Source organism: Microbacterium sp. CFBP 13617 (assembly GCF_014839445.1).
In the GTDB taxonomy this organism is placed as follows: Bacteria; Actinomycetota; Actinomycetes; order Actinomycetales; family Microbacteriaceae; genus Microbacterium.
The window spans coordinates 174,235-187,504 of the sequence record NZ_JACYNW010000001.1; the positions used below are offsets into that span (position 1 = coordinate 174,235).

The following is a 13,270-nucleotide window of genomic DNA, read 5'->3' on the forward strand; positions in this document are numbered from 1 at the left end:
CGGGTGGGCGCGAGCGTTACGCCGACGAAACAGCCCCGACGTCACGGCGTGCGACGCTCCGCGTACGGTGACGCCCGAGGGCGACCCGAACCTCGCCAGAAGGAGTGCCATGTCCTACCGCGTCATCGTCACCGGCGGCTCCGGCGGCATCGGTGCCGCCATCGTCGCCCGGTTCGCCGCCGACGGCGCCGCGGTCGTCGTGCTCGATCGGCGCGCTCCGGCCGAGGGCGCGGCATCCGGCTTCTTCGCCGTCGACCTGCGCGATCCGCTCGACACCCGGCGAGCGGTGGGCGAAGCGGTCGCAGCCCTCGGCGGCGTCGACGTGCTGGTCAACTGCGCGGGGGTCTTCCAGCACGCGTCGCTGCTCGACATCACCGTCGACGACTGGGATCGCGTGCTCGACATCAACGCCCGCGCGACCCTCGTGACCATGCAAGCGGTCGCGCCGACGATGCTCGAGGCCCGCAGCGGCGCGATCGTGAACATCGCCAGCATGGCGGCCAAGCAGGGCGGTGGAGGCGAGGGGCACTACGCGGCGTCGAAGGCCGCGGTCGTGGCCCTCACCCGTGCCGGAGCGCAGGAATGGGGATGCCACGGCGTCACCGTCAACGCCGTGTGCCCCGGATACGTGCTCACCGACATGGGTGCCGACACCCGCTCCGAGGCCGACGTCGCCGCGTGGAGCGCGAAGTCTCCGCTGGGGCGACTCGGCATTCCGGAGGATGTCGCGGGGGTGACGCACTTCCTCGCGTCACCGTCGGGCAGCTATCTGACGGGACAGGCGATCAACGTCACCGGCGGAATGGTCATGCACTGAGTCACGCGGGTTCGACTCCGGACGAGAAGGCAGGAAAGGGGGTTTTCCGGCCCCGAATAACCTGCCCCGGACTGTTCGCAGATAATTTCCTCGGACCAAAACTGTTTTGTGCCACTATGTCGTCAGGCGTCCGATAAAGACCCGCCGACGGTATAGATGCCTGGGGCGCGGACATCGAACAGCCCTCTATGAAAGGCGCGATCATCGTCAGTTCTGGAATCCGCGGCACGTTTTTCGATTTCATCGACGACCCGTGGAAGCACGTGGGCAGAGAAGAGGAATCGGCGCGATTCCTCCGTGACGGCCTGCTCGTGGTCGACGACGGCCTGATCGTCGCCTTCGGACCCTTCGACGACATCTCGCCCCAGTACCCCGGCCTCGACATCACGGAGATCAGCGGGCGCATCATCACGCCCGGCTTCATCGACGGCCACGTGCACGTTCCGCAGACGCGCGCCCTCGGCGCCTTCGGGCAGCAGCTCCTGCCATGGCTCCTCGACACCGTCTTCCCCGAAGAGGCCCGCTACAGCGACCGCGACTACGCGCGCGCCGGATCGGACCGCTTCCTCGACAACATGCTCGCGGGCGGGACGACGACGGTGCAGGCGTTCACGACGACCTCCACCGTCGCGGTCGAGGAGTTCTTCGAGGCCGCCGCCCGGCGCGACATGCTGGTGATCAGCGGCGTCACCGGTATCGACCAGTTCGCACCGGAGGGCTCGACGAGCACGCCCGAGGAGTTCTACGACGACAGCAAGGCGATGATCGCCAAGTACCACGGTGTGGGCCGCAACCGCTATGCGATCACCCCGCGGTTCGCCCTCGGCGCGAGCAAGGACCTGCTGAAGGCGTGCCAGCGGCTCAAGCAAGAGCACCCCGACCTCTGGGTGAACACCCACATCTCAGAGAATCCGTTGGAGATCTCCAACCTTCTTCTGGCGCACCCGGACTGCACGGATTATCTCGGCGTCTATGAGAAATACGATCTGGTCGGCCCGAAATTCTCGGGAGGGCACGCGGTCTGGCTTTCCGACAACGAATTCGGGCGTCTTTCCGACAGCGGCGGCGCGGTGGTGTTCTGCCCGTGCTCGAACCTTTTCCTCGGCAGTGGCATCTTCCGCCTGGCGAAAGCGACCGACCCCGACAAGCGCGTCAAGATGTCGTTCGGCACCGACATGGGTGGCGGAAACCGGTTCAGCATGATCCAGGTGCTCGACGAGGCCTACAAGGTCGGGATGCTGGGCAACACGTTGCTCGACGGCACCACGAACCGCATCACCCAGGATCTGGCCGCGGCCGAGCGCAGCAAGCTCTCGCCCTACCGCGCGTTCTGGTCGGTCACCCTCGGCGGCGCCGAGGGTCTGTACATCGACGACCAGGTCGGCAACTTCGAAGTCGGAAAGTCCGCGGACTTCGTGGCGCTCGACTGGAACGCCGGTCCATCCGCGATGCCGTGGCACCAGTCGCTGTTCTTCGGCGACGAGGGCCCGACCACGATGGAACAGGCCGCGCACGCACTGTTCGCGGTGATGATGGTCGGCGACGACCGCAACGTCGACGAGACCTGGGTCTCCGGCATCCGCCGCTACAAGAAGAGCTAGGGGTGGAGCGCCTCGCCGTCACCGACGGCCGACCGGTCGCCGGGGAGGTGTCGGGCGCCGACGACACCGCCGTCACGCTGGTGACCCACCGGAAGGTCGCGGCGCACGACGTCGAGGCCTTCGAGGGGTGGGTCGAGCAATCGGGTCGGTCGCTCGCGGGCACGCCCGGGTACCTCGGCAGCACCGTGATCACGCCGACCGACGCGCGAGGCGACTGGACGCTCGTGCAGCGCTTCACCGATGCCGCCTCGGCGCGCGCCTGGCTCGACGGCCCCGCTCGGCGTTCGCTCTACGCGCAGATCGCCGACGTGCAGGTGCTCGACGAGGAAGTGACGCTGTTCCGGGAGGACCCGACGCACGGCGACGAGGTCTCGGTGCTCATCTCGTCCACCGTTCCCGCGGCGCTCGAGCAGGACTACCTGGCGTGGCAGAAACGCATCTCCGACACCGAGGCGCAGTTCCGGGGCTTTCGAGGGCACCGCATCCAGCGACCCGTGCCGGGTGTCCAAGACGAGTGGGTCGTCATCCTCACGTTCGACTCGGCCGACAATCTCGCGGTCTGGATCGACTCGCCCGAGCGGAAACGTCTGCTCCGCGAGGGTGAACGGTTCAACGCCGACCTCGCTGTCGCCACGTCGAGCTTCGGCTTCGACTTCTGGACGCCCAGGGGCGAGACCGCGCGCGAGTCGGTCATGAAGAACAACCTGCTCGTGCTGGCGGCGCTGTATCCGATCGTGTTCGGGTGGGGCTACTTCGTCAGCACCCCCCTCTTCGACGGACCCCACGCCATCCCGTTCTGGTTGTCGCTGTTCGTCGGCAACTTCGTCAGCACGCAGCTTCTCGGCTGGTTCGTGATGCCCCGGGTGTTCAAGATGTTCGCCTGGTGGCTGAAGCCGAAGCCGGGCTGGCGCGCGCAACTCCTCGGGTTCGGCATCCTGATCGTCGTCTACGGCGCATCGATGGCGCTCTACGCCTGGTTGCTGTCGCTCGCGGCCTAGCCCCTCCCCCGCGTCTCCCCCGCGCCGACCCCCTTGTTGAGTGTCCGGGACACGCCGCATCGCAGCGCGTCGGCGCGGCGTGTCCTGGACACTCGACAGAGGGGTGTCGCCGGGGCGATGCGCTCGGCACGGCGGCGCGGCCGCGCCGGCACGCTCGACGACGAAGTGCCACCGGACCGCGCGACGGCGCCGCGCCCCGCCCCCAGGCGTTGAGTGTCCAGAACACGCCGCATCGCTGCGCGTCGGCGCGGCGTGTCCTGGACACTCAACAGAGATGTGTCGCCCGGGGCGCAGCGGCGAAGCGCGCTCGGCGGCGAAGCGGCGGCGCGGGCGCGGCGGCGCGGGCGCGGCGACGCGCGCGACGACGTGCCGCCGGCGGACGAGCGCGTCAGCGCAGCCGCCGGGACACCTCGGCCATCGCCTCGGCGAACGACTCCTCGGCACCCTCGCGACCGCCCGAGAGATTGACCCCCACGACGCCGGGGAGCGCCAGCATCTCCTCCGCGAGCGCCACGGCCAGGGCGATGCCCTCGGCCCGCGGGTCGTGGGCGTCTCGCACCCGTGAGAGGAAGTCCTCGGGTAGCACGAGCGTGGTGAACGACTCCAGCAGGGCGGCGGACGCGTGATCGACCACCACCGGCACGCACGGGATGTACATCGCCTCGGCGGAGACCTCGTCGATGAACCGGCGCACGGGCGCCGCCCCACCGGCGTGGTTCACGAAGCACACGTCGGCACCCGCCCGGAGCTTCTCGTGCAGCCGGGCGGCCCGGCGTTCGACGGGCGGCGCGGCCGGAGACGCGGCGACCGACACCACGTGCCCGGCGGCACGCGCGAGGGCCGTCGCCTCGGTCGAGTCGAGGTCGAACACGGGCGCGGCATCGGGTCGATGCCCGGTCTCGGTGTGGTCGCCGGTGACGCAGTGCACCCCGGCCACCCCTTCGACGGCCAGCGCCGCCAGCTCCCCCTCGATCGCGACGCGGTTGCGGTCGCGCATGTTCAGCCCGGTCCAGACGCGCAGCCCCCGGCGCTGCACCAGCGACGCGCGGTACGCGGGTGGGAACTGCACGCGGGCGCTCCCCGCGTCGCCGGCGAGGACGGCATCCACTTCTCCGGCGAGCACGGCGGCACACGCGTCGATGGATGCCACGCTCAACGCCCGCGCGGGAAGATCGGCCACGACCCACGGCCGCGTGCCGAGAGCGTCCAGCGTCGCGAGGGCTCCGGCGGTGCGCGGGGCGGGAGCGGGCACCGTCGATCGGTCGATGCCGGTCCAGGGGACGGTCGGGCGGTGCAGGAACGCGCAGCGGTGATCCGCGTCGATCTCGCACGAACCGTGAAAGCCGACACCGCCGCACGGGCCGTACTCCATGCGCTTGGGACACGCGTCGATGAGGGGCAGCGAGGTCATGGCGGGGAGTGTACGGAGCGCGTGTTTCCACGAATGTTCATGGCGGCAACATCGCCGAAATGCGCGATGCCTACGCTCGGCGATACCCGCAGCCTCCCGGAGGACCCATGATCACGGCCGGCACCACGTTCGGTTTCGACGTCGACGACACCGACGCGCTCGTCGAGGATCCGCTCGCGTTGATGGTGCAGTGGCTTCCTCCCCACGACAGCGAGCTGCGTCCACTCGCCGCCCTCTCGACCCTCGGCCTCGACGGCCTCCCGTCGCTGCGGCACGTGCTCATCAGCGACCGGGATGCCGCGGGGCTGACGTTCCACACCGACGCCGCCAGCGCGAAGGTCGCCGAGATCGGCGCGAACCCCGTCGCCGCGATGGCGGTCGCGTGGCCCGAGCTCGGTCGACAGCTCGTCGTGCGCGGGATCGTCGAGCGCGTGACGCCCGCCGAGGCCGCCACGGTGTACGCCCAGCGCTCGCGGTACCTGCAGCTGCTGGCCTGGGTGAACACGCGCGAGAACGCCCACCTCCCCGCGGATGCCCGCCGGCATCTCTGGGCCGAGTTCGACGAGGCGCACCCCCAGCTCGAGCCGCCTGCGCGCTGGGTGGGATTCCGTCTGCGTCCCCTCACCCTCACGTTCTGGCGCGGCGATCCCCTCGGCCAGAGCACCCGGCAGCACTACACGCTCGACGACGGCCGTTGGTCGGGCCGGATCCTGGCGGGCTGACATGGACATCACCACCGTCACCTCGTACCGCCCCGCCCGCACGCGCGCCGACCTCGCCCTCGCCCCCGGCGAGGCCGTCATCGCGGGCGGCACCTGGATCATGAGTGAGCCGCAGCCCGGCACCACCGGCTTCGTCGACCTCACGACCCTCGACTGGCCCGACCTCGAGATCACCGCCGAGGGCCTGCGCATCGGCGCGACCTGCACGATCGCGCGCTTGCTCGCGTGGGCCGAGCACGAGGCTCCGCTCGAGTGGACCTCGCTCGCCCTCGCCCGCCCGTCCGCCGACGCACTTCTCGCCTCGTTCAAGATCTGGAACACCGCGACCGTCGGCGGCAACGTGTGCCAGGCGTTCGCGGCGGGGGCCATGATCGCCCTGCTCTCGACCCTGGATGCCACGGCCCTGGTGTGGACGCCCGACGGCGGCGAGCGCGTGATCGCCGTGGCCGACCTCGTCATCGACAACGCCGCCACCTCGCTCGCACCGGGCGAGGTCGTGCGCGCCCTCGACGTTCCCGCGCACGCACTGCGCTCGCGGGTCGGGCTGCAGAAGATCGCCCTGGCCGAGCTCGGGCGCTCGGGCGCCGTCGTCACGGCCCGCGTCGACCCCGACGGGGCGGCCGTGTTCGTCGTGACCGCCGCGGTGCGTCGACCGCGCGTGCTGCGCTTCGGCCGCCTGCCCGGCGCCGGAGAGCTGCGGGATGCCGTGGCCTCCGCCCCCGATTTCTACACCGACCCGCTCGGCAGCGCCGACTGGCGGCGCGGGGTCAGCGTCGTGCTCGCCGAGCGTCTGCGGACGGCGTTGTCGCGGGATCTGCAGGCGGGTGCCGCGTGAGGGCCCGGGCGTTGCCCGCGCGTCGCACGACCGTCACGGTTTCGATCGCTCGACGGAGGGGCCGCGCGTGAGATTCGAAGTCAACGGGGCGACGGTCGAGGCCGATCCCCGCCCGGGGCAGAGCGCGCGCACGCTGCTGCGCGAGACGGGCCACGTCGAGGTGAAGAAGGGCTGCGACGCGGGTGACTGCGGCGCCTGTTCGGTGCTGCTCGACGGCACACCCACGCACTCGTGCATCGTGCCGGCCGTGCGGTTGGAGGGCCGGGCGATCACGACGGCGGCGGGGCTCGCCCCCGGCGACGAGCTCCACCCGGTGCAAGAGGCACTGGCCGCCGGCTTCGGTTTCCAGTGCGGGTTCTGCACTCCGGGGATGAGTGTCACGGCATCCACGCTCACCCCCGACGACCTCCCCGACCTCGACCGCCGGATGAAGGGCAACCTGTGCCGGTGCACGGGGTACCGTCCGATCCGCGAAGCGATCCGGGCGTCGGTGCTGGGTCCCGTGCGCGAGACGGGTGGGGTCGCCGAGACGCGTGCGCCGCGGTCGACGTGCACGACTCCGGCTGTACCGTCGCCGACCGTGCCGGGATCGCTGGCGCAGCCGCATGCGCAGGACTCGTGCGCCCCCGCGACCGGTGCCGGACCGTGCGCGGGACACGGCGCGACCTCGCCGCGTGACGCCCACGCCGAGCCGGGGGTCGACGCCGCGGCAGCGGGACGCATCGGCACCTCGGTCGTCCCCGAAGCGGCGCGTCGGATCGTGCAGGGCCGCGAACCCTTCACGTTCGACGAGCCCGTGCCGGGCGGCCCGCCGTTGATCCTGCGCGTCGTCACCTCGCCCCACGCCCACGCGCGCGTGCGTTCCATCGACACCGCCGCCGCCCTCGCCGTGCCCGGCGTCGTCGCCGTGTTCACCCACGCCGACGTCCCCGAGGTGCGCTACTCCACCGGACGCCACGAGCACCGCACCGATGACCCCGACGACACCCGCATGCTCGACGACGTCGTGCGCCACGTCGGCCAGCGCGTCGTCGCGGTCGTCGCCGAGACGGCGGAAGCGGCGGATGCCGGGTGCCGGGCCGTCCGCATCGACTACGACGTCTTGCCCGCCGTCTTCGACCCCGACGAGGCGCGGAGCCCCGGCGCTCCGCTGCTGCACCCCGACCGCACGCCCGCGGAGCGCGTGATGGCGGCCGAACGCAACGTCGTCGCGGGCTTCCACACCGGGCACGGCGGCGACATCGACGCCGCCCTCGCCGCGAGCCACACGACCGTGACCGGCGAATGGAGCTCGTCGCGCGTCACGCACGCCGCGCTCGAGACGCACGGCTCAGTCGGATGGCTCGACGACGAGGGGCGCCTCGTCGTGCGCTCGTCGACCCAGGTGCCGTTCCTCGCCCGCAACGAGCTCGCGCACATCTTCGGCCTCGAGCCGCACCGCGTGCGCGTCTACGCCACCCGTGTCGGCGGCGGCTTCGGCGGCAAGCAGGAGCTGTTCACCGAAGACCTCACGGCCCTCGCCGTGCTGAGACTCGGCCGGCCCGTCGCGTACGAGTTCTCGCGCACCGACCAGTTCGTGCGGGCGTCCCTCCGGCATCCGATGCGCGTCCGCGTGAGCTTGGGGGCGGATGCCGGGGGCACACTCACCGCGATGAAGCTCGACGTGCTGAGCGACACCGGCGCGTACGGCAACCACGCGATCGGCGTGCTGTTCCACTCGTGCGCCGAGTCGACGACGCTGTACCGCGTCCCGGTGAAGTGGATCGACGCCGAGGCCGTGTACACGAACAACCCGCCGTCGGGGGCGTTCCGCGGATACGGCCTCGGGCAGGTGGTCTTCGCCGTCGAGTCGGCGCTCGACGCGCTCGCGGAGCGGCTCGACATCGACCCGTTCGACCTGCGCCGTATCAACGCGGTGAAGGAGGGCGACCGGCTGCACCCCGACGACGATGAGAAGTACGAGGAAGACCTGATCTGGGGCAGTTACGGCCTCGACCAGTGTCTCGACCTCGCGCAGAACGCCCTGCGTCGCGGCAACGGCGTCGAGGCCCCCGCGGGCTGGGTCGTCGGCGAGGGCATGGCCGCCGCGATGATCGCGACGATGGCCCCGCGCGGACACATCGCCCACACCACGGCGACGCTGCGGCCCGACGGCACCTACCTGCTGCGCGTCGGTACCGCCGAGTTCGGCAACGGCACCTCCACGGTGCACCGGCAGATCGCCGCGACCGTGCTCGACGCGGCTCCCGAGCGTCTCGAGCTGTGGGCCGCCGACACCGACGCGGTGCGCCACGACACGGGCGCCTTCGCCTCGGCCGGAACCGTCGTGGCCGGCAAGGCCCTGCACGGCGCGTGCACCGCGCTCCGCCGCCGCATGATCGCCCTCGCGACCGAGCTCGCGGGCGGGGAGTCCGCCGCGGCCGAGACGGTCGACGACGTGGAGTTCACGGCATCCGGGGTCCGCGTCGCGAACGAGGTCGTCACGTGGGAGCGGATCATCGCGGCCGCCCCCGCCGACCACGTCGACGCCGCGGGCCTCACGGCCGACGGCGCGGAGTTCGGCGACCTGCGCTCGCTCGCGTTCAACGTGCACGCCGTGCGGGTGGCCGTCGACCCCGAGACGGGCACGGTGGCCGTGCTGCAGTCGATCCAGACCGCCGACGCGGGCGTGGTCATCAACCCGGCGCAGTGCCGCGGGCAGATTGAGGGCGGCGCCGCTCAAGCGCTGGGCGGCGCGCTGTACGAAGAGGTGATGCTCAAGGACGGCGTCGTGCAGAACCCGGCGTTCCGCACGTACCGCGTACCGCAGTTCGCCGACGTGCCCGACACCGAGGTGTACTTCGCCGAAACCGACGACAGTCTGGGGCCGTTCGGGGCCAAGTCGATGAGCGAATCGCCCTACAACCCGGTCGGCGCCGCCATCGGCAACGCGGTCTCGCGCGCCCTGGGACGCCGGGGGTACGAGCTGCCGTTCTCGCGTGACCGGGTGTGGAGGTTGGCGGGCGGGGCCTGAGCGGGGCCGAATGCGGCGTGTCCCACTTCGTGCGACTCACGCCCCCGGAACCTGCACGAAGTGGGACACGGGGGCTCGCCGTCGGGGCAGGGTCAGCGTGGCGCGCGCTTGCGGGGTTCGGGGCGCGCATTGTGCAGTGGGGCGTCCTTGACCCGCCCCGCTGCACCGTTGCCGCCCCAATTTGAGGCGTCGCTCCTCGGCCGCCGCCCGCGACCGCCGCGGCCGCGTCCGGCGGTCAGAGCGGCGTCGCTCCGCCCCGCACGACGATGCCGCCGGATGCCGGGACGTCGACGCTCAGCACGCTCGGCCGGCCGATGTGCCGCCCCTGCCGCACCGTGAAGCCGAACGGAGCGGGAACGCCGACGCGGTCGCGCAGATACGCCCCCAGCGAGGCGGCGGCGGAGCCGGTGGCGGGGTCTTCGGTGATGTCGCCGACGGGGAAGAGGTTGCGGGCCTCGGCGACGAGGCCGTCGGCGAGACCGCCCGCGACGTGCACCACGATGGCGGTGCCCTTCCATCCGCGTTCGTCGAGGAGTTCCCGCATCGCACCGGGGTCGAAGGTGAACGTGTCGAACACCTCGCGCGCGGTCACCGCGACGACCGGGTGCAGGTTGCCGGCGAAGGACTGCGCCAGCGGCATCCGCTCGTCCAGGTCGTCGTGGGTCAGGCCCATCAGGCCGAGCAGGCGGTCGGCCACCTCGGGTTCCAGGTCGATGACCCGCGGCTCGACGCTGGTGAAACCGGCGACCAGGGCGCCCTCGGCGTCGCGCTCGGTGACCACGTCGACCGCGCCCGCGGCGGTGTCGAAGACGTAGCTGCCGGCGCCCTCGATCTCGGCGAGCGCGACCGCCGTCGCAATGGTGGCGTGTCCGCAGAAGGGCACTTCGTCGTCGGGCGAGAAGTACCGCACGGCGACGCGGTCGCCCTCGCGCGCGGTCACGAACGCCGTCTCGGGGTGGCCGAGATCAGCCGCGATGCGCTGCATCTGCGCGTCGTCGAGGGAGGTCGCGTCCAGGACCACACCCGCGGGGTTGCCGCCCCCGGGTTCGGCCGCGAAGGCGAGCAACTGCAGGATGCCGGGGGTGTCGGTCATGCCACGATTCTCGTGCAGGACCGGCGATCGTCTGACAGCCAATCCAGGGTGAGTGGATCGGTCGCCGCACTCCGGGGACGCCGCACGTCGGGTGACGTTTGCCGCGCACGCGATCGCCGTACCGCCTCAGCGGGGCTCCGCCCCCAGGTGCAGCACCGCCTCGGCGAGCGCGCGGATCCCCACCGCCACATCGCCGCCCGCGACCGCCTCGTCGGGGTGGTGGCTGATGCCGTCGGGATTGCGCAGGAACAGCATGCCGACGTCGGTGATGGCGCCGATCGCCATGGCGTCGTGCCCCGCGCGGCTGAAGAGGGTGGGGGCCTCACCGCCGATGCCCGCGCGCACGACGTCCTGCAGCAGCGGGGCACAGAACACCGCGGGCGCACTGTGCACCTCGCGGGCGCTCCACCGCAGGCCGCGGCGGCCCATGATGGCATCCAATTCGGCCGAGATCGCGTTCCACGTGTTGTCGCGGGTGGTGTCGAACTCACCGCGCAGGTCGAGCGAGAGGTGCGCCTCACCGGGCACGACGTTCACCGCGCCGGGGAACGCCTCGAGCTGTCCGACGGTGCCGACGATGTGGTGCTCGCCGCGGCAGATGCGCTCGACCGCCAGGGCGGCTTCGCTCGCGCCGAGCAGCGCGTCGCGACGCAGGTCGTAGGGCGTGCCGCCGGCGTGCCGGGCCTCGCCCTCGACGACGAGCTGGAAGCGCCGCGCCGACGCGATCGACGACACCGCCGCGAGCGCCTGTCCGGCGCGGTGGAGTTCGGGTCCCTGCTCGATGTGGGCTTCGAGGTAGGCGACGAGGTGGTCGGGCTCGCGGGCGGCCTCGCCGATACGGCCGGGGTCGAGACCGAAGTCGCGGAACGCGTCGCGCAGGGTGACTCCGTCGGCGTCGGTCAGCTCCCACCACGAGGCATCCCACTGGCCGGCCACCGCCGACGACCCCAGCAGCGCCTTGCCGAAGCGCGTGCCCTCCTCGTCGGAGAACGCGACGACCTCGAGAGCGAACGGGAAGGGACTGGATGCCACGCCGTCGTCGTCGATGCGTCGCACGAGCCGCACGACCTCGAGGGCCATCAGCACGCCGACGATGCCGTCGAAACGGCCGGCGTCGGGCACGGTGTCGAGGTGCGAGCCCATCAACAGCGCCGGGGCGTCGGGCGCCCCCGCGGGGGCGAGTCGGCCGACCTGGTTGCCCACCGCGTCCTGTCGCGTCGTCATGCCGAGCTCGCGCATCCACTCGGCCGCGAGGCGGTTGACGCGAGCGTGCTCGGGCGAGAGGTAGACGCGCGTGATGCTGCCGGGCGTTGCGGTGATGCGCGCCAGTTCTTCGCACCGCCCCATGACGCGCCGGGCGGCCGCGTCGATGTGCGCGGGATCGACGGCGAGGCGCGTGGCGGCGGTCACGATCGCTCTCCGCGCGAACGAGGGCCGCGGCGACCGCGGCCGAGCACGACGGCCGCACCGGGGACGAGAGCGCGGCTCACGCCACCGCCCCCGCGTACACGCCCTGCGCCGCCTCGACACCGCCGCCCGCGGGCACCGCTGCCCCGTGTCGACGCAGCACCGCCTCGAGGGCGGCGAGGGTGGTGAGCACCGCATCGGTACGGGCGTTGTAGCCCATCGTGCCGATGCGCCAGACGCGCCCGTGCAGCGGGCCGAACGACGTGCCGATCTCGATGCCGAAGTCGCTCAGCAGCTCGCTGCGCACGGCGTCGCCGACGACGGCATCGGGAATCTCGACCGCCACGACGTTGGTCATCTTGTGGGCAACGTCACCGAACACGGTGAGCCCGAGGCCCTCGACACCGGCGAGCATCGCGGCGCCGTGCAGGGCGTGCCGCTCGATCACGGCGTCCCGGCCCTCGAGCAGCAGCACGCGCGCGCACTCCCGCGCCCCGTAGAGCATGGTCGTGGCCTCGGTGTGGTGGTTGAGGCGCCGCGGGCCCCAGTAGTCGAGGATCATCGCCAGGTCGAAGTAGTTCGAGCGGATGAAGTCGGAGGCCACGGCATCGCCCTCCTCGCGGATCCCGGCTTCGACGCGCGCGCGGGACCGCACGATCTCGACCGCGCGATCGGACAGGCTGAGCGGTGCCGACCCCGAGGGGCCCCCGAGGCATTTCTGCAGCCCGGCGGTGGCGGCATCCAGCCCCCAGGCATCCATCTCGAAGGCGTTGCCGCCGAGCGAGGCGGTCGCGTCGGTGTAGAAGAGGGCGCCGTGGGCGCGGCAGATCTCGCCGATCTCGTCGAGGGGCTGCAGCATGGTCGTCGAGGTGTCGCCCTGCACGCAGGCCACCAGGTGCGGCTTCACCCGCTCGATCGCCTCGCGGATGGTCGAGACCGGGAACACCTGCCCCCACGGCACCTCGATCGTGTGCACCTCGGCCAGCGCGCGCTCGGCGATCTCGGCGAGCAGGTGGCCGAAGCGCCCGAACACGGGCACCAGCACCCGGTCCCCGGGACGGATCAGCGAGATCATCGCGGCCTCGATGCCCGCGCGGCTCGTGCCGTCGATGAGCACGGTGGCGTCGTTGTCGGTGCCCCAGACCTGCCGATACAGATCCTGCGTCTCGGTCATGGTCGCTGTCATGAAGGGGTCGTACTGGCCCACGAGCGGCGCACCCATCGCGCGCAGCACGCTGGGGTAGGCCGAGATGGGCCCGGGGCCCATCAGCAGACGCGCGGGCGGGTCGATCGGGCCGGGGATCTGGGTGTTCACGAGGTCTCCATGGTGCGGGAGCGGGAGGGACGGGGGCGATGGGAGCGGGAGGGGCTGG

Annotated in this window: 10 protein-coding genes; 6 read left to right on the top strand and 4 right to left on the bottom strand. The window is 71.9% G+C overall.

Features of this window, described 5'->3' with window-relative positions:
* Positions 1–109: 109 nt before the first annotated feature.
* The 3 genes from IFU40_RS00765 (at position 110) to IFU40_RS00775 (ending at position 3,416) form a co-directional block, all read left to right on the top strand.
* Positions 110–817 carry an SDR family NAD(P)-dependent oxidoreductase gene (locus tag IFU40_RS00765; RefSeq protein WP_055935465.1) on the top strand — a complete coding sequence of 236 codons (708 nt, stop codon included), beginning with the start codon at positions 110–112 and terminating at the stop codon, positions 815–817.
* A gap of 188 nt (positions 818–1,005) precedes the next feature.
* Complete coding sequence (guaD, locus tag IFU40_RS00770; RefSeq protein WP_194716724.1) at positions 1,006–2,418, top strand: guanine deaminase; 1,413 nt, start codon at positions 1,006–1,008, stop codon at positions 2,416–2,418.
* A 2-nt stretch (positions 2,419–2,420) separates the two neighbouring features.
* Positions 2,421–3,416, top strand: coding sequence for an antibiotic biosynthesis monooxygenase (locus tag IFU40_RS00775; RefSeq protein ID WP_191925043.1), 996 nt, complete (start codon positions 2,421–2,423; stop codon positions 3,414–3,416).
* Between the two features lie 388 nt (positions 3,417–3,804).
* Here the strand turns inward: IFU40_RS00775 and IFU40_RS00780 are convergent, their stop codons facing one another.
* Positions 3,805–4,827: a methylenetetrahydrofolate reductase C-terminal domain-containing protein gene (locus IFU40_RS00780; RefSeq protein WP_191925044.1), complete on the bottom strand. Its 1,023-nt coding sequence runs from the start codon at positions 4,825–4,827 to the stop codon at positions 3,805–3,807.
* 107 nt (positions 4,828–4,934) lie between these two features.
* Here IFU40_RS00780 and IFU40_RS00785 point away from each other — a divergent pair, with 107 nt between their 5' ends.
* From IFU40_RS00785 to IFU40_RS17125, 3 genes are all read left to right on the top strand, one after another.
* On the top strand, positions 4,935–5,549 hold the full coding sequence (locus IFU40_RS00785; protein ID WP_070408746.1) for a pyridoxine/pyridoxamine 5'-phosphate oxidase: 615 nt from the start codon (positions 4,935–4,937) through the stop codon (positions 5,547–5,549).
* Position 5,550: 1 nt separating this feature from the next.
* The gene (locus IFU40_RS00790; RefSeq protein ID WP_191925045.1) at positions 5,551–6,384 is read left to right on the top strand and encodes an FAD binding domain-containing protein; all 834 of its coding nucleotides are present in this window, start codon (positions 5,551–5,553) and stop codon (positions 6,382–6,384) included.
* A 67-nt stretch (positions 6,385–6,451) separates the two neighbouring features.
* Positions 6,452–9,397: a molybdopterin cofactor-binding domain-containing protein gene (locus IFU40_RS17125; protein ID WP_191925046.1), complete on the top strand. Its 2,946-nt coding sequence runs from the start codon at positions 6,452–6,454 to the stop codon at positions 9,395–9,397.
* A gap of 235 nt (positions 9,398–9,632) precedes the next feature.
* On the opposite strand, the gene IFU40_RS00800 is transcribed toward IFU40_RS17125, so the two are convergent.
* The 3 genes from IFU40_RS00800 to IFU40_RS00810 form a co-directional block, all read right to left on the bottom strand.
* On the bottom strand, positions 9,633–10,490 hold the full coding sequence (locus IFU40_RS00800; RefSeq protein ID WP_191925047.1) for a PhzF family phenazine biosynthesis protein: 858 nt from the start codon (positions 10,488–10,490) through the stop codon (positions 9,633–9,635).
* 126 nt (positions 10,491–10,616) lie between these two features.
* Positions 10,617–11,900, bottom strand: coding sequence for an allantoate amidohydrolase (locus IFU40_RS00805; RefSeq protein WP_191925048.1), 1,284 nt, complete (start codon positions 11,898–11,900; stop codon positions 10,617–10,619).
* A 76-nt stretch (positions 11,901–11,976) separates the two neighbouring features.
* Positions 11,977–13,164 (bottom strand): pyridoxal-phosphate-dependent aminotransferase family protein, encoded by a 1,188-nt coding sequence (locus IFU40_RS00810; RefSeq protein ID WP_181016019.1) that lies wholly within the window; start codon positions 13,162–13,164, stop codon positions 11,977–11,979.
* Between the last annotated feature and the right edge of the window lie 106 nt (positions 13,165–13,270).